This is a genomic window from Jutongia sp. (genome assembly GCF_057878315.1).
Genome location: NZ_DBLXSO010000034.1, coordinates 1 through 26471, shown reverse-complemented (window position 1 = coordinate 26471; position 26471 = coordinate 1). Strand labels below are relative to the sequence as shown.

26 protein-coding genes are annotated in these 26471 nt (G+C 48.3%); 24 read left to right on the top strand and 2 right to left on the bottom strand.

Going from position 1 to position 26471, the window contains the following annotated elements; all coding sequences use genetic code 11:
• Positions 1-130 precede the first annotated feature (130 nt).
• The 11 genes from pta to atpC all read left to right on the top strand — a co-directional run bounded on the left by pta (position 131) and on the right by atpC (position 9341).
• Positions 131-1132: a phosphate acetyltransferase gene (gene pta, locus ACZLMD_RS09030; protein WP_022306664.1), complete on the top strand. Its 1002-nt coding sequence runs from the start codon at positions 131-133 to the stop codon at positions 1130-1132.
• A 173-nt stretch (positions 1133-1305) separates the two neighbouring features.
• Complete coding sequence (locus ACZLMD_RS09025; RefSeq protein ID WP_118559843.1) at positions 1306-2496, top strand: acetate/propionate family kinase; 1191 nt, start codon at positions 1306-1308, stop codon at positions 2494-2496.
• An 83-nt stretch (positions 2497-2579) separates the two neighbouring features.
• On the top strand, positions 2580-2762 hold the full coding sequence (gene rpmF, locus ACZLMD_RS09020) for a 50S ribosomal protein L32 (protein WP_022306662.1): 183 nt from the start codon (positions 2580-2582) through the stop codon (positions 2760-2762).
• Between the two features lie 226 nt (positions 2763-2988).
• Positions 2989-3690: a F0F1 ATP synthase subunit A gene (locus tag ACZLMD_RS09015; protein ID WP_022306661.1), complete on the top strand. Its 702-nt coding sequence runs from the start codon at positions 2989-2991 to the stop codon at positions 3688-3690.
• A gap of 151 nt (positions 3691-3841) precedes the next feature.
• A complete protein-coding gene (gene atpE / locus ACZLMD_RS09010; RefSeq protein ID WP_022306660.1) occupies positions 3842-4066 on the top strand; it encodes an ATP synthase F0 subunit C in 225 nt (74 codons plus the stop codon).
• A gap of 42 nt (positions 4067-4108) precedes the next feature.
• Positions 4109-4606, top strand: a complete 498-nt coding sequence (gene atpF / locus ACZLMD_RS09005) for a F0F1 ATP synthase subunit B (protein ID WP_022306659.1) — start codon at positions 4109-4111, stop codon at positions 4604-4606.
• The gene (atpH, locus tag ACZLMD_RS09000) at positions 4587-5090 is read left to right on the top strand and encodes an ATP synthase F1 subunit delta (protein ID WP_118559841.1); all 504 of its coding nucleotides are present in this window, start codon (positions 4587-4589) and stop codon (positions 5088-5090) included. The genes atpF and atpH overlap by 20 nt, the downstream gene beginning before the upstream one ends.
• 4 nt (positions 5091-5094) lie before the next feature.
• Positions 5095-6603, top strand: a complete 1509-nt coding sequence (gene atpA / locus ACZLMD_RS08995; protein WP_022306657.1) for a F0F1 ATP synthase subunit alpha — start codon at positions 5095-5097, stop codon at positions 6601-6603.
• Between the two features lie 24 nt (positions 6604-6627).
• The gene (gene atpG, locus ACZLMD_RS08990; RefSeq protein WP_482522498.1) at positions 6628-7515 is read left to right on the top strand and encodes an ATP synthase F1 subunit gamma; all 888 of its coding nucleotides are present in this window, start codon (positions 6628-6630) and stop codon (positions 7513-7515) included.
• A gap of 21 nt (positions 7516-7536) precedes the next feature.
• Complete coding sequence (gene atpD / locus ACZLMD_RS08985; RefSeq protein WP_022306655.1) at positions 7537-8919, top strand: F0F1 ATP synthase subunit beta; 1383 nt, start codon at positions 7537-7539, stop codon at positions 8917-8919.
• A 2-nt stretch (positions 8920-8921) separates the two neighbouring features.
• The gene (gene atpC, locus ACZLMD_RS08980) at positions 8922-9341 is read left to right on the top strand and encodes an ATP synthase F1 subunit epsilon (RefSeq protein ID WP_022306654.1); all 420 of its coding nucleotides are present in this window, start codon (positions 8922-8924) and stop codon (positions 9339-9341) included.
• A 29-nt stretch (positions 9342-9370) separates the two neighbouring features.
• Here the strand turns inward: atpC and ACZLMD_RS08975 are convergent, their stop codons facing one another.
• Together ACZLMD_RS08975 and ACZLMD_RS08970 are read right to left on the bottom strand one after the other, a co-directional pair.
• Positions 9371-10246 (bottom strand): LysR family transcriptional regulator, encoded by an 876-nt coding sequence (locus ACZLMD_RS08975; protein WP_489495579.1) that lies wholly within the window; start codon positions 10244-10246, stop codon positions 9371-9373.
• Between the two features lie 85 nt (positions 10247-10331).
• Entirely contained in the window at positions 10332-11513 is a 1182-nt protein-coding gene (locus ACZLMD_RS08970; RefSeq protein WP_487601167.1) for a ribonuclease H-like domain-containing protein, read from the bottom strand.
• An 83-nt stretch (positions 11514-11596) separates the two neighbouring features.
• Between ACZLMD_RS08970 and cls the strand changes: the two genes are divergently transcribed.
• The 13 genes from cls (at position 11597) to ACZLMD_RS08905 (ending at position 26270) form a co-directional block, all read left to right on the top strand.
• Complete coding sequence (gene cls / locus ACZLMD_RS08965; RefSeq protein WP_487601168.1) at positions 11597-13294, top strand: cardiolipin synthase; 1698 nt, start codon at positions 11597-11599, stop codon at positions 13292-13294.
• A 53-nt stretch (positions 13295-13347) separates the two neighbouring features.
• Positions 13348-13599, top strand: a complete 252-nt coding sequence (locus ACZLMD_RS08960) for a MerR family transcriptional regulator (RefSeq protein ID WP_022306650.1) — start codon at positions 13348-13350, stop codon at positions 13597-13599.
• A 47-nt stretch (positions 13600-13646) separates the two neighbouring features.
• Positions 13647-14261: a Holliday junction branch migration protein RuvA gene (gene ruvA / locus ACZLMD_RS08955; RefSeq protein WP_022306649.1), complete on the top strand. Its 615-nt coding sequence runs from the start codon at positions 13647-13649 to the stop codon at positions 14259-14261.
• A 132-nt stretch (positions 14262-14393) separates the two neighbouring features.
• Complete coding sequence (gene ruvB, locus ACZLMD_RS08950; protein WP_484104653.1) at positions 14394-15395, top strand: Holliday junction branch migration DNA helicase RuvB; 1002 nt, start codon at positions 14394-14396, stop codon at positions 15393-15395.
• Positions 15396-15844: 449 nt separating this feature from the next.
• A complete protein-coding gene (gene mraZ, locus ACZLMD_RS08945; RefSeq protein ID WP_022306638.1) occupies positions 15845-16270 on the top strand; it encodes a division/cell wall cluster transcriptional repressor MraZ in 426 nt (141 codons plus the stop codon).
• A 46-nt stretch (positions 16271-16316) separates the two neighbouring features.
• Positions 16317-17252, top strand: coding sequence for a 16S rRNA (cytosine(1402)-N(4))-methyltransferase RsmH (gene rsmH, locus ACZLMD_RS08940; RefSeq protein WP_118559836.1), 936 nt, complete (start codon positions 16317-16319; stop codon positions 17250-17252).
• Between the two features lie 169 nt (positions 17253-17421).
• Complete coding sequence (locus ACZLMD_RS08935; RefSeq protein ID WP_489495578.1) at positions 17422-17958, top strand: hypothetical protein; 537 nt, start codon at positions 17422-17424, stop codon at positions 17956-17958.
• A gap of 30 nt (positions 17959-17988) precedes the next feature.
• The gene (locus ACZLMD_RS08930; protein WP_022306635.1) at positions 17989-19962 is read left to right on the top strand and encodes a peptidoglycan D,D-transpeptidase FtsI family protein; all 1974 of its coding nucleotides are present in this window, start codon (positions 17989-17991) and stop codon (positions 19960-19962) included.
• Positions 19963-20017: 55 nt separating this feature from the next.
• Positions 20018-21778 carry a peptidoglycan D,D-transpeptidase FtsI family protein gene (locus tag ACZLMD_RS08925; RefSeq protein ID WP_489495577.1) on the top strand — a complete coding sequence of 587 codons (1761 nt, stop codon included), beginning with the start codon at positions 20018-20020 and terminating at the stop codon, positions 21776-21778.
• Between the two features lie 103 nt (positions 21779-21881).
• Entirely contained in the window at positions 21882-22856 is a 975-nt protein-coding gene (gene mraY / locus ACZLMD_RS08920; RefSeq protein WP_489495576.1) for a phospho-N-acetylmuramoyl-pentapeptide-transferase, read from the top strand.
• A 27-nt stretch (positions 22857-22883) separates the two neighbouring features.
• Positions 22884-24236, top strand: coding sequence for a UDP-N-acetylmuramoyl-L-alanine--D-glutamate ligase (gene murD, locus ACZLMD_RS08915; RefSeq protein ID WP_489495575.1), 1353 nt, complete (start codon positions 22884-22886; stop codon positions 24234-24236).
• A gap of 26 nt (positions 24237-24262) precedes the next feature.
• Complete coding sequence (locus tag ACZLMD_RS08910) at positions 24263-25444, top strand: FtsW/RodA/SpoVE family cell cycle protein (protein WP_022306631.1); 1182 nt, start codon at positions 24263-24265, stop codon at positions 25442-25444.
• Between the two features lie 10 nt (positions 25445-25454).
• On the top strand, positions 25455-26270 hold the full coding sequence (locus tag ACZLMD_RS08905; protein WP_118559833.1) for a cell division protein FtsQ/DivIB: 816 nt from the start codon (positions 25455-25457) through the stop codon (positions 26268-26270).
• Positions 26271-26471: the final 201 nt, after the last annotated feature.

The window sequence follows — 26471 nt, the reverse complement described above, 5'->3', positions numbered from 1 at the left end:
GCGGTATAAAATGCATCAGCGGTATTTTTGATACTATGTACTAGACAAAAAAGAGCGAATCCATTATACTTGAATTAATTGGGTGATTTTGTACTTATGCCATAGCTCTAGGGCAGAAATGGAGGATATCATGAAGTTTATTGACGAGATTAAAGCAAGAGCAAAACAGGATGTTAAGACAATCGTATTGCCGGAAAGCCGCGACAAAAGAACATTGATCGCAGCGGCTCAGGTATTGAAGGAAGGCACGGCTAAAATTGTCATGGTTGGGGATGAAGAGAAGATCAGAGACGGTGCTCACTGGCTCGATGTTGAGTTAGACGGCATCTCTGTTGTAAATCCGGAAACGTCTCCGAAGCTGGACGAGTATGTAAATCTTCTGTACGAGCTTCGTAAGAAAAAGGGAATGACATTAGAATCTGCAAGAGAACAGCTTTTAAATAATTATATAATGTTTGGTGTTATGATGGTAAAATGCAAGGACGCAGACGGTATGGTGGCAGGCTGCTGTCATGCAACGGCTGATGTGCTTCGTCCATCACTGCAGATCCTTAAGACAGCACCGGGCACAGAGCTGGTATCCGGTTTCTTTATTCTGGATGTACCGAACTGTGAGTACGGAGCAAACGGAACCTTCCTGTTCGCAGACTGCGGACTGAATCAGGATCCGAATTCCGAGGAGATGGCAGCAATCGCACACTCCAGCTCCAAGAGCTTCCGTAATCTGGTGGGCGGTGATCCGATCATCGCAATGCTTTCTCATTCTACCAAGGGAAGCGCAAAGCATCCTCTGGTGGACAAGGTGGTTGAGGCAACCAGAATTGCACATGAGAAGTATCCGCAGCTTGTGATCGACGGAGAGCTTCAGACAGACGCAGCGATCGTGCCGGAGGTAGCAAAGTCAAAGGCACCGGGAAGTGATGTTGCCGGTAAGGCAAACGTTTTGGTATTCCCGAATCTGGACTGTGGTAATATTTCCTATAAGCTGGTTCAGCGTCTGGCAAAGGCAGAGGCATACGGACCGATGCTGCAGGGACTGTCAAGCCCTGTTAATGACCTGTCCCGCGGATGCTCCGCAGAGGACATCACAGGTGTTATCGCGCTGACTGCCGTACAGGCACAGCTTCAGTAAAGCAAAAGACACAGAGTATCCGGTATGCCCGGAAGTACATGTGATCCGGAGGGTCATTGTGTGCTTCCGGGCAGACTGTGTTATTTGTGCAGGTACAATGTGGTGAGTCTTAGATATAGAGAGCCTTCGTTGTACAGGTGTATAGATTATATGTTATATGGAGGAAATGAGTCATGAAAATACTTGTAGTAAACTGTGGAAGTTCATCTCTGAAATATCAGCTGATCGATTCTGCAACAGAGGAAGTAAGTGCTTCCGGACAGTGTGAGAGAATTGGTCTTGACGGAATCTTTTCGATCAAGGTCAATGGAAAGAAGATTGAGAAAGAAGTTGATATTCCGAATCATTCTGTAGGAATGAAGACAGTTTTAGATGCTCTTGTTGATCCGGAGCATGCCGTGTTAAAGTCTCTGGATGAGATTGAGGCGATTGGACACCGCGTGGTACATGGTGGTGAGAAGTTCTCCTCTTCTGTACTGATCGATGAGGAAGTGATCCGCGAGATTGACGAGTGCAGCGCGCTGGCACCGTTACATAACCCAGCCAATATCCTTGGTATCCGTGCATGCCAGAAGATCATGCCGGGTGTACCGAATGTTGCAGTGTTTGATACGGCATTCCATCAGACCATGCCGGCAAAGGCATATTTATATGGTATTCCGAAGGAGTATTATGAGAAATACGGAATCCGTCGTTACGGCTTCCATGGAACAAGCCATGCGTTTGTTTCCGAGAGACTGGCTGAGCTTGCAGGACTCGACATCAACAATTCTAAGATGATCATCTGCCACATCGGAAGCGGAGCAAGTATTTCCGCTGTTGTCAATGGAAAGTCTGTAGATACAAGTATGGGTATGACTCCGTTAGAAGGTCTTGTTATGGGAACCCGTTCCGGAGATATTGATCCGGCGATCGTTGAGTTCATTTGTAATAAGGAAGGAAAGAGTGTCAGCGAGGTTCTGACCATGTTAAATAAGAAGTCCGGTGTGCTTGGTATTTCCGGTCTGTCCAATGATTACAGAGATCTCTTAGAGGGCGAGGAAAACGGCAATCAGGATGCACACAATGCGTTAGACGTTTTGGTTTACCGCATCATCAAATATATCGGTGCTTATCATGTAGCAATCGGTGGAGCTGATGCGATCGCATTGACAGCCGGTGCCGGCGAGAACAACTTTGTGGTACGTGGCCGCATTGTTGAGGGACTTTCCGCTCTTGGTATCAAGCTGAATGAGGCAGCCAATACCGTAAGAGGAGAAGAGCTTCTTCTTTCTACTCCGGACAGTACAATTCCTGTATGGGTTGTTCCTACCAATGAGGAGCTTCGCATTGCCAGAGAAACAGCCGCAGTTGTTGAAAAATAATGGTTGACAAACAATAACGCAATTGATATAATCGAGAAAGTGTTGTAAAAAGTAAGTAGGATAACAGTAGGAGGTGTAAGAAAATGTCTATCTGTCCAAAGAATAAATCTTCTAAGGGAAGAAGAGATCGTAGAAGAGCTAATTGGAAAATGACTGCTCCAAATCTTGTAAAGTGCAGCAAGTGTGGCGCTCTGATGATGCCACATAGAGTATGCAAGGCATGCGGAAGCTACAACAAGAAAGAGATTCTTGCAAACGCAGAATAATTTCATTTTCACGAACATAAAGAGGTACCGCTCCAGCGGTGCTTCTTTTTTTGTTTTACAGGAATTTTTGACGTATATTCTGACAGGGCAAAACGCTTGTTTTGCCCTGTTTTTGTGCGTTTAGAGGTAATGATAATTGTTCGATATGACAAAATAATTATAAGTTATTAGACATTTGAAACGGCATGCATATAATGAAAAACGTGGCAAAAAGCCAGGAAGGGAAGTGAGTACTACGGAGGAATTAACAAAGGAACTGCTGGAGGAATTAAATTGTAACACGGCATTCACCATCCCGATCGGAGGTGGGATCGCAGTTCCGGAATCGGTCGTTGTAACATGGCTGATCATGGCAGTATTGATCATTGTCTCCATATTATTAACCAGAAATCTGAGTGTTGATAATCCGGGAAAGGTACAGCTTGCACTGGAAGCAGGTTATCAGGCAGCAGAGAATTTCTTTGGTGAATTACTGGGACAGAATGGATTAAAGTATCTGCCGTATCTGATCAGTATTCTGATCTACATTGCAATCGCTAATCTGATCGGCCTGATCGGTTTCAAACCGCCCACAAAGGATATGGGTGTTACGGCTGGCATGGCAATCATGAGTATTCTGGTCGTAGAGATTGCCGGGATACGTCAAAAAGGAGGCAAAGGCTGGCTGAAAAGCTTTGGAGAACCCATTTGGATCGTCGCACCGATCAATCTGCTGGAGGTGTTTACCAGACCGCTTTCGCTTTGTATGCGACTGTTTGGAAATGTGCTGGGATCCTATGTAGTTATGGAGCTGATCAAGCTTGTAGTTCCGGCGGTGCTGCCGGCAGTATTCAGCTGCTATTTTGATATCTTTGATGGTCTGATACAGGCGTTTGTATTCGTCTTTCTGACATCCTTGTATATCGGAGAAGCAGTGGCGGTTGAATAAGCAAAAAGTAAGAGTGTAAGAGAAAAGAGAAGAGAACGAACAAAGTAAGAAGAGCAGAAATAAGAACAAATTTACCCGCAGGTTTCACGGAGTGCTGCCGGTGAAACCGACACCCATAAAATATGAACGCAGCACAGAAATGAGGATAATTATGACACAGTTAATCGCAATTGGAGCAGGAATCGCAGTTTTAACAGGTATTGGAGCAGGAATCGGAATTGGTCTGGCAACCTCAAAGGCAGTGGATGCCATTGCAAGACAGCCGGAGGCAGAGCCAAAGATCAAGATCAATCTGGTACTCGGATGTGCTCTTGCAGAGGCAACCGCTATTTATGGTTTCGTAATCGCGCTGCTGATCATTCTTCTTCTGAAATAACAGCATGAGGAAGCAAACAAAGAGAAAGGCTGGCGATGTAATATGTTACGTTTAGACGGAATTGTCTTTACATTGATCAACCTGCTGATTCTCTATGCGGCACTGCGCCACTTCCTGATCGGTCCGATCCAGTCTGTGTTAGAGCAGAGAAAGCAGATGATCGATGGTCAGTTTGCATCGGCTGCAGGAAAGGAAGAGCAGGCAATGCAGTTGAAAGGACAGTATGAGGGATTGCTTGCAGATGCGAAGGAGGAATCCCGGAGGATTTTGGAGGATTCCAGACAGCGTGCGCAGAGAGAATATGAAAGCAGAGTGATGGAAGCAGAGAAACAGGCAGGTCATATTGTGGACAAGGCAAGAAAAGATGTCGAGCTTGAAAAGCAGAGGGCGCTGGACGGCATGCAGAAGCAGGTGGCACAGGTTGCCATGGCTGCTGCCGAAAAGATATTGTCAGAGAATGCAGGCAGCGCCGCAAATCGTTCCATATATGACAGCTATATAGCAGGAGCAGGTGAAGCCCATGAAGCAGATAGCAATTAATTATGGAAAGGTACTGTTTCTGCTGGGAATCGACAGACAGGATATAAAACAGACGGAAGAAATCTGGAATGGCAGTGAGCCGCTTCGGGAGGCGATGAACAGTCCGGTGGTATCCGGGGAGGCGAAGAAGCATCTGATCGAGAAAATATTTCCGGAGAAGATGCAGCCGTTTCTGAAGGTGGTATCGGAGCATCATGAGGAGGCACTGTTAAAAGAAATTTTTCAGTCGTATGAGGAGTGCTATGACGACAGTCATAACATTCGCAGAGGCATCCTGTATTATGTGGAAAAGCCCGATGAGGAGCAGTTAGCCCTGATAGAGAAAAGATTGTGCAGTCAGTTAAAATGCAGCGAGGTAACACTTGCGTTGGAATCCCGGCCGGAGCTTGTCGGCGGGTTTGTGATCCGTATCGGCGATCTGGAGATTGACCGGAGCCTGCGGGGAAGCATCAACTGTCTGAGAGAAAAAATGGCTAGGAGATGATAATGTGAGTGCGATCAGCTCGGAAAATATTATATCAATTTTAAAAAGCGAGATTGAACATTATGAAATGGAAAGCCGCGAGCATGAGGTAGGTACCGTGATCTGGGTTGGTGACGGGATTGCCACGATCTATGGAATGGAACATGCAATGTACGGCGAGATCGTCATTTTTGAAAATGGCGTGAAGGGAATGGTACAGGATATTCAGCGTACGCAGATCGGCTGTATCGTTCTTGGAAAGGACAATGGGATCCGCGAGGGAATGAAGGTAACGCGTACCATGAAGCGTGCCGGCATTCCGGTCGGAGACAACTATCTTGGAAGAGTTGTCAATGCGCTGGGTGCGCCGATTGATGGAAAGGGCGACATTGAGGCGTCAGACTATCGGGCGATCGAGTGCGATGCACCGGGAATCATTGACCGTAAATCGGTTACAGAACCATTGGAGACCGGTATTCTGGCAATCGATTCGATGTTCCCGATCGGACGTGGACAGAGAGAGCTTATCATTGGAGACCGTCAGACCGGTAAGACATCGATCGCGATGGATGCGATCCTGAACCAGAAGGGCAAGGATGTGATCTGTATCTATGTAGCGATCGGTCAGAAGGCATCGACCGTGGCAAAGCTGGTAAATACACTGGAGAAAAACGATGCGATGGAGTATTCCATCGTGCTTTCGGCGACAGCCAGTGAGTCCGCATCGTTAGAGTATATTGCTCCGTATTCCGGCACTGCTCTGGCGGAGTATTTTATGTATCAGGGCAAGGATGTTCTGATTGTGTATGACGATCTGTCAAAGCATGCGGTCGCATACCGTGCACTGTCCCTGCTGCTGGAGAGATCTCCGGGACGTGAGGCTTATCCGGGTGATGTATTCTATTTGCATTCCCGTCTGCTGGAGCGTTCCAGCCGGTTAAGCGATGAGCTTGGCGGCGGTTCGATCACGGCACTGCCGATCATCGAGACGCAGGCAGGCGATGTTTCGGCATATATTCCGACCAATGTAATTTCTATTACAGACGGACAGATTTTCCTGGAGAGTGACCTTTTCTTCTCGGGTATGCGTCCTGCGGTCAACGTAGGCCTTTCTGTATCCCGTGTCGGTGGAGCTGCACAGACTAAGGCAATGAAGAGTGCGTCCGGTACGATCCGTATCGATCTCGCGCAGTTCCGTGAGATGGAGGTATTTACACAGTTCAGCTCCGATCTTGATGAGGAGACGAAGCAGCAGCTTGCTTACGGTAACGGTCTGATGGAGCTTTTGAAACAGCCGCTTGGTCATCCGATGTCTTTGGCAGAGCAGGTGATCACGCTTGTGGCTGCGACCGGAAAGCTGTTTCTTACTATTCCGAAGGAACAGATCAAGGAGACTCAGGGAAAGCTTTTGCAGTATTTTGAGGATGTTCACCCGGAGATCGGTGAGACGATCCAGAAAGATAAGGTACTTACCGATGAACTGAGACAGCAGATTCTTAACGTGGCCGGAGAGTTTCTGGAGCAGGCTAAATAAGCAGCACATAGATTGGAGACGAACATGGCGAATACGAAAGAAATACAAAAGCGTATGAAAAGTATCAAGGATACGATGAAGATAACAAATGCGATGTATATGATCTCTTCCACAAAGCTGCAGAAGGCAAAGAAAAAGCTGGCGGATACAGAACCGTATTTCTATACGCTGCAGCAGGCATTTCAGCGTATCCTGCGTCACACGCCGGATCTGGAAAGCATTTATTTTAAGGATACCGGAAAGATTCCGGCAGAAGATAAGAAGGTTGGCTATATTGTAGTCACGGCAGACAAAGGTCTTGCCGGAGCCTACAATCACAATATATTCAAAATGGCACATTCCCTTTTTGAGCAGGGAGGCGAGAACAGCCTTTTCGTTCTGGGAGAACTTGGAAGACAATATTTTGCGAGAGAGGGACTCAGGGTCCACAAGCATTTCAAATATACGGTGCAGGATCCGAGCCTTCACAGAGCCCGCATGATCACGGATGACATTATCGAGCGGTACCGGAAGGGAGAGCTTGATGAGGTGTATATTTTATACACACGAATGGAAAATGCCGTAACAGCCGTGGCGGAAAAGCGAAAGCTTCTGCCGTTGGAAAAGGATAAGTTTGCGGAGAAGCTTCCTGTGGATGTGTATCAGGAGACGCTGACGCCGCAGCCGTCCTGGGAAAAGATCTTAAATCATCTGGTTCCCAACTATGTAAATGGCTTCATTTACGGCGCTCTGGTGGAATCCTATGCGAGCGAGCACAACGCACGTATGATGGCAATGCAGTCGGCAACCGACAGTGCCAGACAGATCCTGGCGCAGCTTTCCATCGAATACAACCGTGTGCGTCAGGCGGCGATCACGCAGGAGATCACAGAGGTTATCAGTGGTGCAAAGGCACAGAAACGCAAAAAGTAAAGTGCAGAAATGAGGATGAATATGAAGAAGGGAAAAATAGTTCAGATATCAGGTCCTGTCATTGATGTGGAGTTTGAGGACAGCGATCTTCCTTATATCAAGGATGCTTTGGAAGTAGATAATGATGGAAAACGATGTGTCATGGAGGTGGCACAGCATATCGGTAACAATACGGTGCGTTGTATCATGCTGGCATCCAGCGAGGGACTTCATAAGGATATGGAGGTCGTTGCAACCGGCAGCGGTATTAAGGTTCCGGTTGGTGAAAAGACTTTGGGGCGTCTGTTCAATGTGTTGGGAGATACTATTGATAAAGGCGAATCTCTTAAGGATGAACAGCACTGGTGCATTCACAGGGATGCACCGGGCTTTGAGGAGCAGAGTCCGGCTGTTGAGGTGCTGGAGACAGGAATTAAAGTTATTGACCTTCTGGCTCCGTATGCCAAGGGCGGTAAGATTGGTCTGTTCGGTGGCGCCGGTGTCGGCAAGACTGTGCTGATCCAGGAGCTGATCCAGAACGTTGCCACGGAGCATGGTGGATATTCTATTTTCACCGGTGTGGGTGAGCGTTCCCGTGAGGGGAATGATCTCTGGTCTGAAATGAAAGAGTCCGGCGTATTAAACAAAACAGCACTGGTGTTCGGACAGATGAATGAGCCGCCCGGAGCACGTATGCGTGTGGCTGAGACAGGACTTACGATGGCAGAATATTTCCGTGATGAGGAGCATCAGGATGTGCTTTTATTCATTGATAATATCTTCCGTTTTGTACAGGCGGGTTCTGAGGTGTCCGCCCTGTTGGGACGTATGCCGTCCGCAGTAGGATATCAGCCGACGCTTGCCAATGAGGTTGGTGAGCTTCAGGAGCGGATCGCATCGACAAAGAACGGTTCCGTTACTTCGGTACAGGCAGTCTATGTGCCTGCGGATGATCTGACCGATCCGGCTCCGGCGACTACCTTCGCCCATCTGGATGCGACAACGGTGCTTTCCAGAAAGATTGTGGAGCAGGGTATTTATCCGGCAGTCGATCCGCTGGAATCCAACTCGCGTATTCTGGAGGAGGACATTGTCGGCAAGGAGCATTATGAGACGGCACGCCGCGTTCAGGAGATTTTGCAGAAGTATACAGAGCTTCAGGATATTATTGCAATCCTTGGTATGGAGGAGCTTTCCGAGGAGGATAAGATTACGGTTTACCGTGCAAGAAAGATTCAGCGTTTCCTGTCACAGCCGTTCCATGTGGCAGAGACCTTTACCGGCGTTCCGGGCAAATATGTTCCGCTTAAAGAAACGGTACGCGGTTTTAAAATGATCATTGACGGAGAGATGGATGATTATCCGGAGCAGGCATTTTTCAATGTTGGTACGATTGATGAGGTAATTGAGAAAGGCAGGAAGTAAGTATGGATAATACATTTCTGTTAAATGTAACTGCCTGTGACAGAGTCTTTTTTGAGGGACGCTGTAAACAGGTGGTGATCCCTCTGGAGGATGGTGAGAAGGAAATTCAGGCGCATCATGAAAACATGGTTTTTGCGGTTGAGGTAGGAGAGCTTCGCATTCAGACAGAGGATGGAGAATGGATCACCGGTGTGGTTGGAACCGGGTTTGCGCAGGTGATCAATAATCGTGTCAGTATACTGGTGGATACGGCAGAGCATCCGGAGGAGATTGACGTCCGGAGAGCGAAGGAGGCCGAGGAGCGTGCGAGAGAGCAGCTCAGACAGAAACAGAGCATTAAGGAGTATTACATGTCAAAGGCATCGCTTGCAAGAGCCATGTCACGTCTGCGTTACAGCAGCAAGGATGATATGAGAATATAATTTAGACCAAAAAACCTGATATCTGGCGGTTAATTGCCGGATATCAGGTTTTTGTTGATCCAGTCAGTCAGATATGTATGAAATTCCATGATCGCAGGATTCTGCGTTGATGCTTTTGGGATCGATGCGACGACTTTGCGGCAGCAGGAAGGATTGTCGATCGGCACAAGTGCCACCTGCGTCGGATCGGGTTTCTTCCAGCAGTATTGCGGCCAGAAGCCGACACCGAGACCGGCGGCGATCAGATCCCGTACGGTTTCCGGATTGTCACTTTCATAGACGATGTTTGGTGTGAAGCTGATGGATTGGCAGATCAGGTCACAGATTGTGCGCAGTGGTCGGTTGCTTTCGAGGCTGACGTAGGATTCGTTTGCGGTTTTCTCGAGCTTGACGGAAGGATGAGAGGCAAGCTTTGAGCCCGCCGGCACAGCCAGATAGAAATCCTCCTCAAACAGAACATGCTGCGAGGGCAGAAGCTCCGTGTCGCAGCGGACGGCAGAGATAAAGTAGTCGGCAGTCGGATCTTCAGGCTTTTGGGAAAGTTTAAAACGAATCTCCGGGTGGATCGCACGGTATGCGATGATGCAGTTCGTGATGATCGCAGAAGCGGAGCGCAGGTTCATGTGGATCACGGGATGGTTCTGCAGGGATGCCTCCTTGAGATCCTCCGGAAGACTGTCGAGTGCAGACATAATAGGGAGCAGACGGTTCTGCAGATATTTGCCGTTACTGTTCAGTGCAATATGATGATTCTCACGGTCAAAAAGGGAAACATCCAGTTCCTCCTCCAGATGACGGATTGCCTGTGATACGGCAGGCTGTGCGACATGCAGGCTCTCGGCGGCTTTTGTCACGTGCTCAAACCGGGCAACGGTCAGAAAATATTTAAGCTGAAATAATTCCATGATTTCCCTCTTTTCTTTCGAATGTTAACAATCATAAACAATATTTTCATATCATACAGGATTTATCTGCAAAATTCAAGTATGATCAAAAGAAAGGAAGCTCGTGGAAAAGGTAGGAGGATAGCATTTCTTTTTGTTCGTCCGGGTCATCTGCGGACAGCAGATAGCAGGCAGGAGATGCTTTGTATGCCATGTAAAAGCGTGGTTTGTCAAGACTGCTTTCCTTTGCGGCAAGCGATGGCAGGAAAATGCCCTCTTTTTTGGTATAGCAGTTGGCTGCCGTTGCTTTCCGTCGGCAGGATGCATCGACAAACTGAGCAACGCTTTTGTGGATCGCCGTGTCCTCCTGCGGCAGATAATAATAATCCTTATGATCCGGGAAAAAGAACTTCAGCACGCCCCGGTACAGCGGAAGCGAGAGGGTAGCAAGATTCTTTTGCAGAGACAAACAGGCGGGCTCTGTGAAGATACATTCCGAAGAGTCGGACTTTTCGAAGGCATGATACAGAGTGCTTTCCCGTGGAAGTCTGACCGGAAAGGAGATATGGATACGGTCGTTTTCTGCGGTGCAGGAGCAGGAGAAAAACGGTCTGACCGGATAAAACAGATCCTTATAGCTTAACATGATGCAGACGGAGAGCATGCCGGCAATATCATCGTGGTTGTGCAGAAGAAGCAGATGCTCCAGTTCGTCAGCGCCCGGTTTTTTCATGATCTTTTGCTGCATATATTCGGAATAAACTTTGATCAACTGCCCGCCATCATAGGTGTCCTCGCGGTTCAGACCGATCCAGTGTTCCAGATAGATCTGGTTAGCTTTTGCGAGCCCGAGAAGTTTTTTCAAAGGCCGGATCTCCTTTAAGAGATCAATATTGGCACCGGCATCGTTGACCTGGCTGGAGATGGTCTTTGACAGAATTGGCTGAACGGTCTCCGGAATGGCGATGTGGTGCTTTTGGCATTTTGCCTTCACAAAAGGAATATCAAAGGTGCAGCCGTTGAAATGATAAAGATACGAAAAGTCCTCCAGATAGGATAAAAATGCCTCAAGGATCGGTTCTTCACTTTGATAATCATCCGCAAACCATTGGGTGATCTGCCAGCTTTGCTTATGACTGTTGTAGTGCATGACTCCGATCAAATAGATGGAGGATGTCTTCGGGGACAGTCCGGTTGTCTCGATATCAAAAAATGCGATCTGTTCGAGCGGCTGATGAAAAGGATAAAGCTCATCAGGGGTGGAAACGGTACTTTGTATTGTCTTCATGCGTCTGCTCCTTTAAACAAAAACGTAGATGTTGTGTTTGTAATTTATTTAAGGATATCATATAATAGAAGAAATGTGAATTTATGGCAGCGAAAAGGAGAGACGTGTTTATGGAGATCGGAGAGAAGAAATTATTCGATAAAGACGCTGCGTACGAACGATGGGATCAGCGAAACCAGCGGCGGGGCAATGATAAATATTTTCATGAGGATGAGCGAGAGGAAAGCTATCTTCGGGAGTTAAAGGGCAGGATACAGAATAATACCAGCGGTTTTCTGAAGGTGGTTATGACAGCCTTACTTGTTTTGGTACAGATCGTGTTTGTAATGTGGCTTTCCCTGCAGATCCGGACGAACGGCACAGTCTGGTATTATCTGATCCAGGTGTCTTCCATGGTGGCGATCGTTGCGCTGATCAATCGTAATCAGAGTCCGTCGTATCGGATTGCGTGGATATCGATCATTACGCTTTTGCCGTTGACCGGTTTCCTGCTTTATTTCCTGTGGGGACGTACCGGCAAAAAGAAAAAAGAACTCGATACCTATATTATGCGGCAGATCAGCTATGGCAATAAGTTTCTTGTGCAGGACGATGATCTGTGGGTGGATTATGCGGAGGAGAATCCGGTTTCCGGTCGTATGGTCAAGTTCATGCTCTCCGAGAATTTTCTTTTGACAGAGGGGAATGAGGTTGATTACTTCCCGATGGGGGAGGATGCGTTTGAGGCAATCTTCCGGGATCTTGAAAATGCAAAGGAATTTGTACTGATCGACTTCTTTATTGTGGCAGAGGGCGGTCTGTGGGACAAAATGCATGATATATTGAAGCGTAAGATCAAGGAGGGTGTCGAGGTAAAGTTTCTGTACGATGACTTTGGTGCGGCGATCCGTACCAGAAAGTATTTTAAGCAGATTCTGGAACATGAGGGCTTTGAGGTACGCGTGTTCAATCCGATCATGAAGTATACAAGCCAGCTTTATATGAATTTCCGTTCGCATCAGAAGATCATGGTGATCGACGGAAAGGTTGGATATACCGGAGGCTTTAATCTGGCAGATGAATATGCTAATCTGGTGGAGCGCTTTGGTGTGTGGAAGGACACCGGAATCCGTGTGCGCGGCGATGCTGTCTGGGGACTGACGGTCGTGTTTTTGCAGATGTGGGAGGCGAGCGGTCACGACAAGGAGCATGTGGATTATCTTAAATATAAGATGATGCAGGATGTTCAGGGAGATACCTGGTGTCAGGTGATCTCAGACGGCCCTGTCAACAATCCGAAGAATCCGATCGAGAGCATTTACAATCAGATGATCATGTATTCTGATCAGTATCTGTACATTACGACACCGTATCTGGTGATTGAGGATTATATGAAGCAGTCGTTGATCGAGGCGGTGCGCCGTGGCGTCGATGTGCGCATCGTGACACCGAATATCCCGGATAAGAAGTATGCCAAGATGCTGACGAACTTTAATTATGGTCCGCTGCTCAAGGGTGGTGTGCGTATTTATGAATACACGCCGGGCTTTATCCATGCAAAACAGATTTTAACGGAGGATGCGGCGATCGTCGGCACGATCAATATGGATTACAGGAGTTTTTACCTGCATTATGAGAATGGTGTGTGGATGTCCGGGGAGAAGATCCAGAATGATATTCACAGGGATTTTGAGAAGATGTTTCAGGAGAGTAAGGAGATCAGCTATGAGGACTGGCAGAGACGTCCGCTTGTCTGGAAGTTGATACAGCCGCTGTTAAATCTGTTTGCAACGCTGTTCTGATGCGGCTGCCTGTGCAGTGGTACGGAACACTTTAGAAAGGTGCGGTTATTGATATGTATACCAATGTATGTAAGCATTGCCATAAGGTTTTTCATTCCAAGATACGGACCTTGTGCTGTAAGGACTGCCGTGCGGAGGATGAAGATCAGTTAGATGATATTGTAAAGTATCTGAAGGAATATCCCAACAGCAATGCACTTCAGATCTCCGAGGAGCTCGGAATTCATCCTTATGTGATCCTCAAGTTCATGGAAGAGGGCTGGCTGGGAGAGTCGACGGGGAGCTTTGAGAAGCTGCCGGATTGAGGCGAGTGTATTGAAGTCATTATAATTATATAGGAAAAGGAGCAATCATGATTCGATATATTAAGGGAACGCTGGAAATGATCGAGGAAGATGCGGTGGTGCTTGACAATCATGGGATCGGCTATCGGATCCTTGTGTCGGGGGCGTTGATGGACAGGCTGCCGGGCATTGGCGGTGAAATGAAGATATATACTTATATGAATGTCAGGGAGGACGCCATGCAGCTGTTTGGCTTTGAGAGTATGGACGAGCTGGAGATGTTCTGTCAGCTGATCACGGTCAGCGGGATCGGTCCGAAGGCGGGATTAAGCATTCTTGGAACGCTGTCGGCAGACGATATCCGGTTTGCGGTGTTGGCAGATGATGCGGCAACGATCGCAAAGGCACCGGGCATCGGTGCCAAGACGGCAAAGAAGCTGATCGTGGAGCTCAAGGATAAGATCGCGGCGAGGGAAACGGTCGATGCCGTATTAGAGAAGGCGGCAGAGCGCGGCGGTACACAGAATACGGCACCGGTGGCAAAGGCGTCCGCAGAGGCGGTCGAGGCACTGGCGGCATTGGGCTATTCTGCGGCAGAGTCATTAAAGGCAGTCAGGCAGATTACGAATGCAGACGAGCTTAGCACGGAGGAGCTTTTGAAGCAGGCGTTGAAGCTGATGTAACCGGCACGGCGTGAAGGAAAGGCGTAACCGGCGCGGTGTAAAGAGAAGATGTAACCGGCGCGGTGTGAAGGGAAAGCAGCAGGAAATCTTGTGGGCTGGACACCGAATTTGGGAAAGGCATGGTTGATTAGAATGGCAAAACGGACGATCAGTACGGAATTTACAGCGGAGGATGCGAAGCTGGAACCGACACTCAGACCGCAGCGTCTGACGGATTATATCGGACAGCAGAAGATTAAGGAAAATCTGGCGATCTATATTGAAGCGGCAAAGCAGAGAGGCGATGCACTGGATCATGTGCTGTTATATGGTCCGCCGGGACTTGGTAAGACGACACTCGCAGGCATCGTGGCAAACGAGATGGGTGTCAATATGAAGATCACGGCGGGACCGGCGATCGAGAAACCGGGAGAGATGGCAGCAATCCTTACAAAGCTTCAGGACGGGGATGTGCTTTTCGTGGACGAAATCCATCGTCTGAACCGCCAGGTGGAGGAGGTACTTTATCCGGCAATGGAGGATTATGTGATCGACATCGTGATCGGAAAGGGACCGTCTGCACGGTCGGTGCGCATCGATCTTCCGAAGTTTACCCTGATCGGAGCAACGACGCGTGCCGGTATGCTGTCAGCACCTCTGCGTGACCGGTTTGGTGTTGTGAACCGTCTGGAGTTTTATACGCCGCAGGAGCTGGCGGCGATCGTGAAGCACTCTGCAGGGATCCTTAATGTGGAGATTGACGAGGAGGGTGCGATGGAATTAGCCAGAAGATCCAGAGGAACGCCGCGTCTTGCTAACCGCCTTTTGAAGCGGGTGCGTGATTTTGCGCAGATCAAGTACGACGGCAGGATCGACAAAAAGGTCACGGACTTTGCGCTGGACCTGTTAGAGGTCGACAAGCTTGGACTGGATAACACGGATCGTCAGATCATCGAGACGATGATCCATAACTTTGGCGGTGGTCCGGTGGGGCTGGAGACGCTTGCAGTATCGATCGGAGAGGATGCAGGGACACTGGAGGATGTGTATGAGCCATATCTTGTCCAGAACGGACTGATCTTAAGGACGCCGCGGGGACGTATGGCATCGGATCTGGCGTACCGTCATTTCGGGCTGTCCGGAGAGGAAGCGTAATGCGCAGAAGTACGTGAAACAATATCATAAAAGAAATGAAACACCAGACAGTTATGGAGTCTGGTGTTTTTCACATTATAGGAAACTTGTTGTTTCCTATAATGTGAAAACGCTCCGCGAGGATGCGATCACCGCACAGAGGAAGATTGCGTAAGCAATTGTGCGGTGACGCGCAAAGTGGGCAAGCCCGCTTTGTTCCGGTATAGGAAAATGCTCGTAACGTGGTGGAATGCCAACGAGAATTGCGAAGCAATTCTTGGAGGGCAAAACGCTGGTTTTGCCCTTTTGTTCTTTATCCTTAAATGTGACACAAATGTGACAAAAAAATGAATAAATTATGGAAAAGGGGTTGATAAATTCCCAAAAACCAGTTAAAATAAATTTGAAAGTGGTAGAAAGTGGGGGAAAGTGTCAGGGAATACCCGAAAAGTGGAGAGGTGGTGATAGCGATGTTCATGGGTCAGTATGAGCACTCGATCGATGCAAAGGGCAGAGCTATCGTACCGGCGAAGTACCGTGAGGAACTGGGAGACCTTTTTTATGTCACCTGGGGCGTGGACGGATGCCTGTATTTATATCCACAGCATGATTGGGAAGAGCTGGCACAGAAGCTGCAGAGTCTGCCGTCCAGTCATCAGAGCCGTATGATCCAGAGACAGTTAATGGCTTCTGCTTCGGAGGTGACACTGGACAAGCAGGGCAGAATACTGATCCCCGCCAAGCTTCGCAAAAGTGCCGGACTTGAGAAGGATCTTGTCTTTGTCGGCATGATCAACCGTGTGGAGATCTGGGACAAGGATACCTTTGAGGCACAGACACTTGGCAGTGAGATGTCGATGGAAGAGGCAATGGATGCTCTCGGAATCTCTCTGTAAGAAGGGTGCAGCAGGAAGTGGTTAGCCGCTGAAAGGAGACGGGATCATGGAATTTTCTCACAAATCAGTGCTGCTGCATGAGGTGATCGATTCTTTGAATGTGCAGCCGGATGGAATATATGTGGATGGCACATTGGGAGGAGCCGGACATGCCTATGAGGTGTGCCGGAGACTTGGACCGGATGGTCGGATGATCGGGATTGATCAGGACGAGGATGCGATTGCTGCTGCGACAAAGCGGCTGTCTGAGTTTGGTGACCGTGTGACGATCGTGCGGAGCAATTATGAGGCGATGAAGGAGGTTCTTCACGACCTTGGTATCGAGAAGGTGAACGGCATTACGCTGGATCTTGGCGTATCATCTTATCAGCTTGATGCTGCCGAGAGAGGCTTTTCATACCGTGAGGATGCGCCGCTTGATATGCGGATGGACAATCGTCAGGAAGTAACCGCTGCCACTGTGGTAAATGAGTACACAGAAAGCGAATTGTTTCAGGTGATTCGCAAGTATGGGGAAGATAAATTTGCAAAGAACATTGCGAAACATATTGTGCAGGAACGCCGGAAGGAACCGGTTATGACGACGGGCAGACTGGCACAGATCGTAGATCAGTCCATACCGATGAAGTTTAAGAAACAGGGAGGACATCCTGCCAAAAGGACATTTCAGGCAATACGTATCGAGGTGAACAGAGAACTTAGCGTTCTTGAGGATCACATCAGTGAGATGATCGATCTACTGGCGCCGGGAGGGCGCTTCTGCATCATCACATTTCACTCGCTGGAGGATCGCATCGTGAAAAATGCATTCCGGACAGCGCAGGATCCATGTACCTGTCCGCCGAACTTTCCGGTGTGTGTCTGTGGAAAAAAGTCCAAAGGAAAAGTGCTTACGAGAAAACCTGTGCTTCCATCTGAGAAAGAGCTTGAGGAAAACTCCCGCTCGAAAAGTGCGAAGCTCAGAGTATTTGAACATATATAAGCCGGATCAGCCGGCACGACAAATTCTTGCGGATTGGGGGATCCGTAGTTTGTTGAATAAGGTTGACGGCGCGGATTACGGGCGCCGTCAGAAAATGGCACAGAATCATCTGTGATGGGATATCAACCGTGTTCGGTGGACACGGCAATCAAGCAGGGAGGCGTAACAAATGGCGACATCACCAAATTATCGAAGCGGATCACGCCGTGGCGGTCAGTATCGGAGCGGTCAGGGACGTGACGTTTACAGACAGGAACGAAACGGATATGTGTATGGCAATCTCGCACATCAGCTGGAGGAGATTCCGGAGAGAAGAAAGCAGCCGGGGCGAAAAAGGAGAACAAAGACATATCCGCAGCCAAAGCCGGTGGCGATGCCGTCCATTGGATTTTCATCCTTTGTATTTCTGATGGCTGCATTATCATTAGTTCTTGTGGCAGGCTTTATGTATCTGCATGTGCAGTCAGGGATCACGCAGATGAAGAATGAAGTGATCAGTCTGCAGTCAGAGATCGCAGATGCCAAGCAGGAGAATGACGATGCTTATCAGAATGTTATGGATTCCGTAGATCTTTCCGAAGTCTATGCGATTGCAACAGGTCAGCTGGGTATGATCCAGGCTGTTGACAATCAGGTTTACAAATATGATAATAAAAAGAGTGACATGGTGAAGCAGTACGGAGACATTCCCGCAAGCTCAAAATAACGGGCCGGGTTACAAGGACAGGGATTTATAATGGCAAAAAGAAGAGCAAGAGATACACGTTACAAGAATAAACCAGGCACTCGCAGGATGCGTTTTCGCATCCTGCTGGTGTTTGGTTTTGTTATTTTAGGATGCATTGGACTGACGGCGCAGATCATCCGTCTGAATAAGGTCAAGGGAGACAATTACACGAAGCGTATGCTGGCACAGCAGAGTCACACAAGCAATGCGATCCCGTATAAGCGTGGGGATATTGTGGATACGAATGGCAACAAGCTGGCAACAAGCGTGAAGGTATATAATCTGTTCCTCGATCCGGCGGCGATCTTAAAGGACAAGAAATATCTTCAGCCGACGAAGGATGCGCTGGAAAATGTATTTGGCATTTCCGGCAGCGATGTTGACAAAATTCTGAAGGACAATCCGACATCCCGTTATTACCTGATGAAGGAATACGGGGAATTGGACAAGGACATTGTCACGAAAATGGAGAAGTTGCAGGAAAAGGATGAGAATATCCGCGGTATTCATTTTGAGGAGGAATACAAGAGAGAATATCCGTATTCCACGGTGGCATGTGATGTGATCGGCTTTTGTGCCGATACCAATAGCGGAACCTGGGGCATTGAGAATACCTATAATGATATGCTCAACGGTACAAACGGCAGACAGTTCGGTTATTATGATTCGGAACTGAATCTGGTCAAGACGATCAAGGCGGCGACCAACGGATATACCGTTAAATCGACGATCGATGTCAATGTACAGGGTATCATGGAACAGCATATCCAGAAGTTTATGAAGAATACCGGTGCCAAGAAGATTGCCTGCCTGTTGATGAATCCGAATACAGGAGGCATTGTGGCAATGGGTTCCAACTCTGTGTACGATCTGAATGATCCGCGAAATCTTTCCGTTGCCTATACGCAGGAGGAGATTTCGGCGATGTCCGAGGAGGAGCAGCTTAAGGCACTCAACGAGCTCTGGAGAAACTACTGTATCAGTGATTCTTATGAGCCGGGTTCTACATTTAAGCCGATTACGGTTGCGGCATGTCTGGACGAGGGTAAGGCAAGCCGGAAAAGCACGTATGTCTGCGATGGTGGACAGCAGGTGGCAGACCGTTATATTAAATGTGTGGCAAACCGTTACGGTGGTCATGGTGCGCTTTCTCTGGGACAGGCACTCATGGTTTCCTGTAATGATGTGATGATGCAGATCAGTGCAAAGCTTGGCAAAGAGAAATTCCTGGATTATATGGATGCGTTCGGCATCGGAAGAAAGACAGGGATCGATCTTCCGGGTGAAGCAACGGGAACAGTCTTTAACAATGATACGATGCATTCCACACAGCTTGCGACCTCAAGCTTCGGACAGAGCCAGACGGTCACAATGGTACAGATGGCTGCAGCATTTTCGGCGATTGTCAACGGAGGTAATTATTATCGTCCACATGTTGTTGAGGAGGTTTCCAGTGAGTCGGGTGCTGTGATACAGGCGGAGGATGATGCCGTGGAGAGCAAGGTGATCACAGAGAAGACCAGCCGCCTTCTGCGCAAATTCCTTCTGGCAACGGTAGAGGAAGGAACCGCTAATCCGGCATCCGTAAAGGGCTACAAGGTCGGTGGTAAGACCGGTACCGCAGAGAAGATTCCGCGTGGACAGGGCAAATACCTTGTTTCTTTTATCGGTTGTGTTCCGGCAAATAATCCAAAGCTTGTCGTTTATACGGTTATTGATGAGCCAAACGTCGAGGATCAGGCACACAGTACCTATGCGACAGAGTTTACAAGCAGCCTGCTCAAAGATATTTTACCAATGCTTGAGATCTACCCATCCGGGAAGAAATCAGATATTACAAAAGCAAGTAAATTAAAGCTGCCATCTACGGCAAAGAGCAATCTGGATGAGGAAGCTCCGGAGGGAGGTTATTCGGATAGCAGCTATGGCGTTGCCCAAAAGGCGGCAGATGATGAAGAGGGTGATACCGGAATGAATAATTAATCGCTTTTGCTAATAGATATTAAGGAATGTCAGTAGAAGCGGAGTGATCCGGTGGATGACGGAATATCTCAAGCAGAGCAGAACCAGACAGAGACAGAGGGTCCTTTTTGTCTATGCAATGGTTGTACTTGTGATGATAGGACTTGCCGGCAGATTGTTATATCTGATGGTAAACAGGGCAGACTATTATGGAGAGAAAGCGAAGAAAGTACATCAGCGTCAGCGTGCTGTTAAGGCGGCAAGAGGCATTATTTATGACAGAAACGGTACGGAGATTGCTTCGAATAAGCCGGTATCAACAATCTCAGTGATCCACAATCAGATTGTGGAGCCGGAGAAGGTGATCGAGGTGTTGTCAACGCTTCTTGATCTGCCGGAGGAAAAGGTCCGCAAACGTGTGGAAAAGGTGTCCTCCATTGAGAAGATCAAGTCGAATGTTGATAAGAAGATTTCTGATAAGATCCGTGATATGGAGCTTGCCGGGGTGATGGTGGATGAGGACTACAAGCGGTATTATCCGTATTCGGAATTTGCGTCAAAGGTGATCGGCTTTACCGGGGCGGACAATCAGGGCATTGTCGGCATGGAGGTTGCCTATGACAAATATCTTCAGGGAACGGATGGAAGCATCCTGACCATGACAACTGCCAGAGGGCTGGAGATTGATGGCAAGGCGGAGGAACGCGTGGAACCCGTGGCGGGAGCAAATCTTTATACAAGCCTTGATGTTAATATCCAGACGTTTGCACAGCAGGCGGCAGAAAAGGTCATGAAGGCAAAGAAAGCCGGGAGTGTGCGCATCCTGATGATGAATCCGCAGAATGGAGAGATCTATGCGATGGTCAATGTGCCGGAGTTTGATCTGAACGATCCGTATACACTGCCTGACAAAAAGGCTGACTCCTATTCGGAGAAAAAGAAGCAGGTAGCACTCAATGGAATGTGGCGTAATGCCTGTGTCAGTGACACCTATGAGCCGGGCTCAACCTTCAAGGTCATTACGGCGTCCTCGGCACTAGAGGCGGGGGTGGTGAAGCTTACAGATACCTTTCACTGCCCGGGCTTTAAGATCGTGGAGGATCGCCGGATCCGTTGTCATAAGACAACCGGGCATGGTTCGGAAACGTTTGTACAGGGCGTACAAAACTCCTGCAATCCGGTGTTTATGGAGGTGGGAGCAAGGCTTGGCGTTGACAATATGTTTCAATATCTGAACCAGCTTGGGATCTTAAGCAAAACCGGCATCGATGTTCCCGGTGAGGCGGCGACGATCATGCATCAGAAGGAGAATGTGGGAGCGGTTGAACTGGCGACCATGTCCTTCGGACAGTCATTTCAGCTTACGCCGGTGCGGCTTCTGTCCACGATCAGCATGATCATTAACGGCGGTACACAGATTACACCCCATTTTGGCGTTAAGCTCGAAAGCAGTGATGGTTCAGCGGTAAAGAAGCTTACTTATCCATCCGCAGAGGGTGTGATCTCAGCGCAGACCTCGGAAACTATGCGGATGATCCTGGAGTCCGTTGTGTCTGAGGGCTCCGGTAAGAAGGCGTATGTGGAGGGATATCAGGTGGGTGCCAAGACAGGAACCTCCGAAAAGCTTCCACGCAGCAGCAATAAATACATTGCCTCCTGCATGGGCTTTGCCCCGGCGGACAATCCGGTTGTTGCCGCACTGGTTCTGATCGATGAGCCGCAGGGGATCTATTATGGAGGCACGATCGCAGCCCCTGTGATCTCCGAACTATTGGACAATGCGCTTCCTTATCTGGGTGTCGAAAGAGGTGAGATCGTGACCAATGCGCCGGGTTGATTTCTGGCGGTGATTGGATTACAATAATCATTACGAATGAAAAGGCTCTGTGTGAGTATCAAAGTACCACTAGAATCCGAAATAAGCATGAGGAGGAATAAGAATGGATTACTTCGATACGGTGATACCGGTGCTGCTTTCATTTTCAATCAGTGTCATATTATGTCCTATTGTCATTCCGTTTTTAAAGTGGCTGAAGTTTGGACAGTATGTCAGAGATGATGGACCCAAAAGCCATCTGAAAAAGGCAGGAACGCCTACAATGGGCGGATTGATCATATTGATCTCTGTCGTTGTGACAGCCTCGCTTTATCTGCGTGATTATCCGGAGATCCTTCCGGTGATCTTTGCGACAGTTGGGTTTGGATTGATCGGATTTCTCGATGATTACATCAAGATCGTTATGAGGCGTTCTCTGGGACTGCGGGCATGGCAGAAGCTGGTGCTGCAGCTTCTGGTGACAATTATTTTTGTGTATTATTACACACAGCACCTGCATTACGAGATGCAGATGCTGATCCCGTTTACCGGAGGAATTGCATCCGGAAGATATATTGCTCTGCCGGGATGGTTGTTTATTCCGTTTTTATTTTTTGTCATGGTGGGAACTGTCAACGGCACAAATTTTACGGACGGACTGGATGGGCTTGCATCCAGCGTGACGCTGCTTATTGCTGTGTTTTTTACGGTGGTCGCGATCGGTACGGGAAGTACGGTTGCACCGGTATGCGCAGCGGTTGCGGGAGCGTTGATGGGATTTTTAGTATTTAATGTGTATCCTGCCAGTGTCTTTATGGGAGACACCGGCTCGCTGGCATTGGGAGGCTTTGTTGCTTCGACAGCGCTTCTTCTGAAAATGCCGCTATATATACTGATCGTAGGGATGATCTATCTGGTGGAGGTTCTGTCGGTAATCCTTCAGGTAGGATATTTTAAGATAACCCACGGCAGAAGAATCTTTAAAATGGCACCGATACATCATCATTTCGAACAGAGTGGATGGTCGGAGACAAAGGTAGTCGCTGTGTTTTCAATCGTGACGGCATTGTTTTGCCTGATCGCACTGGCGGCTCTATAAAAGGTACCGATGAGATAGGAGGAAATCATGGATTTTACAGGGAAACGAGTTCTTGTAGTAGGAACAGGAGTGAGCGGTATTGCAGCGATCAGGCTGTTGGCCGTCAAGGGAGCGAAGCCGGTTGTGTTAGAGGGCAACGAAAAGGCAGACAGTGAGCAGGTTGTATCAAGGATTCCGGAGGGGATTGGGTATGATCTGATCATCGGCAATCTGCCGGAGGAAGTTATGGATACACTGGATCTTGCTGTGTTAAGCCCGGGTGTACCAACGGATCTTCCGTTTGTAATCAAACTTCAGGACAAAAAGATACCGGTCTGGGGAGAGATTGAGTTAGCATATGCCTGTGGCAGCGGACGTCTTGTGGCGATCACCGGAACCAACGGAAAGACAACGACGACAGCACTGACCGGTGCGATTCTGCGTGAGTATTATGACAGTGTATTTGTGGTAGGTAATATCGGTCTTCCTTATACCGAGTACGCTCTGGAAATGAAGGATTCCTCTGTGACGGTTGCCGAGGTCTCAAGCTTCCAGCTCGAAACGATCCATACATTTCAGCCGGAGGTCAGTGCGATCTTAAATATCACACCGGATCATCTGAACCGCCATCATACGATGGAGTGCTACATTGACACAAAGGCGCGCATCGCCGAGAACCAGACGAAGGCTCAGATCTGTGTACTGAATTATGAGGATGAGCATCTTCAGAAGCTGGCAGCAAAGATCCCGGCAGATATTTTCTGGTTCAGCAGCAAGCGACCGCTGGAGCGTGGAATCTGGCTCGATGGAGAGGATATTATCTATAAGGATGGAGAGGAGATCAAGATATGCACGATTCATGATATGCAACTGCTCGGTGTCCACAACTATGAAAATGTGATGGCAGCAGTGGCGATCGCGATGCATATGGGTGTTCCGGTTGAGTGTATCCGCAAGGCAGTGGCTGAATTTAAGGCAGTGGAACACCGTATCGAATTTGTTCGTGAGGTTGGCGGCGTGAAGTATTATAACGATTCTAAAGGAACGAATCCGGACGCAGCGATCAAAGCGGTAGAGGCAATGGTAACACCGACGGTAGTAATCGGCGGCGGATATGATAAGCAGTCCTCCTATGAGGAGTGGATCGCTTCCTTTGGAGACAAGGTGAAATGCCTTGTGCTTCTCGGAGCAACAGCAGATAAGATCGAGGAAACGGCGCGAAAAGCAGGGTTTACGAATATTGTCCGCGTCGGTTCCCTGAAGGAGGCTGTGGAGGCATCCGCAGTACAGGCGCAGAGTGGTGATGCAGTTCTTCTGTCGCCGGCATGTGCAAGCTGGGATATGTTTAAGAGCTATGAGCAGAGAGGTACTTTGTTTAAGGAGTATGTGAATCAGTTATAATTAGTCCGGAAGGAATGGAAAGTGATATGGCAAGAGTGCAAAATGGCAGACGGGAGCAAACCTCCCGCAGAAACAGCACTGCAGGTGAAAGAAAGAAAAGAGAACGCTATTACCGCCAGTATGATTATATGCTTTTGTTCATGACGGTGGCGATCGCGCTGTTTGGTATTCTGATGATCTACAGTGCCAGCTCCTACACGGCATCAACCAGCCGTTTTGGAGATCCGTTTCGTTTCGTGTCCCAGCAGCTGAGAGGACTGATTCTTGGTGTGGCAGCGATGCTGATCATATCTAATCTGGATTACAGAGAGCTTTATCTGGGGAAGATCAACTGGATCTATATTTTCTATGGGCTCTGTATTGCGATGCAGGTTGCGGTGCTGATCCCGGGGATCGGAATTGAGCATAACGGTGCGAGACGATGGCTGAAGATCGGTGTAGAGTTCCAGCCTTCAGAGTTTACCAAGATCGGTGTGATCCTGTTTGTGGCATATGCGATCTATCAGTCCAGACGTTCGATGGATACTTTTACAGGCTTTTTAAAGCTGATCGGCGTTTATGTCTTACCGGTGGTTGGACTTATCGCGGCGGAGAATCTGAGTACGGCGATCATCGTCGGTGTTATTGCTGTTGGAATGTGTTTTGTGGCGAGCAAACGTAAGAAATACTTCATTGTCTGTGGTATTGTCGGAGTTGCGGCGGCTGCGGCGTATGCTATGATCGGCGGAGGTTTCCGTGCCGGTCGAATCACATCGTGGCTTGACATCGAAAATTCGCCGGGAGGCTTTCAGATCCTTCAGGGCTTATATGCGATCGCATCCGGCGGGATCCATGGAAGCGGACTCGGAGAGAGTATGCAGAAGCTCGGTTATATTCCGGAGGCATATAATGATATGATCTTTGCGGTTATTTGCGAGGAGCTTGGCATCGTGGGTGCTGTCATGGTGATGGGAGCATTTCTGGTGCTTTTGTGGCGTATCGTCATGATCTCCTGTAATGCACCGGATATTTTCGGAAGCATGGTCTGTGCCGGTTCCATGATACATATTGCGATCCAGGTGCTTTTTAATATCGCGGTCGTAACCAACACGATCCCGTCCACCGGTGTACCGTTGCCGCTGATCAGCTACGGTGGCACTGCCTGTGCGATCATGATGTTAGAGCTTGGACTGGTGCTTGGCGTTTCAAGACAGATCAAGCTGAAATAGGAGGAATTTTTTGAAACACATAAAGATAATCATTGGAGTGATCCTCGGCATTCTGCTTATTGTATCAGGAACCTTTTTCTTCCTGAAGATCACACAGGTGAAGGTTGAGGGTGGAGATATTTACTCGGATCAGCAGATCATAGCATCGGCAATGTCCGACAAATACGCCTATCATACACTGTATTTTCTGGCAAAGAGCAAGCTGGGACATGTGGACTGCCTGCCGTTTGTGCAGGAGATTGATGTGGAATGGGATTCGCCGACCGGAATTGTGCTGCATGTGTATGACAAGACCATCAGCGGCTGCGTCAAATATATGGGGCAGTACATTTATTTTGATAAGGACGGTGTTGTGCTTCAGAGCCTGACAGAGCCGATGGACGGAGTGCCGGTGGTTACAGGCATCAAGTTTGGTAAATTTACCATGAATGAAGCGTTCGAAGTCAAGGATGATACGCTGTTTGAAACGATCATGAATCTGTCCAGACTCATCAGGCATTATAAGGTGAAGGTAGACCAGATCAAGTTTGACGGGAGAAATGTTACTCTGTATTCCGGTAAGGTAGAGGTTTATCTGGGACAAAAGGATTTTTATGATGACGATATGGCAGCACTTGCCAGTGTTCTCAAAAAGACGCGCAAGAAGGATCTGGCGGGAACGATCAACATGGAAAATTTCACCTCCGGAGACCGTATTATCCTGAAAACAGCAGGGGATACGCCGGCAGATGGAACATCAGATGCGTCGGATTCGCAGGATGCAGATGCACAGCCGACCGATCAGCCGGATGACGGGCAGACAGAGGGCGATAGCGTGGAACAATAAAACAAACGTTCTCCTTGATTATTCTGTGTTTTCTTAGTATTATATAGAATAGGTTTGGAATGTTGATTTGTTCCGGTTTGAGACAGGAATTAACTGATGATAGCAGATAAGATAAATTATATGAAAAAGAGGAGGAGCAGTCGTGTTAGAAATTAAGACAAGTGAGTCAGATTCATCTGCAAAGATTATAGTAATAGGTGT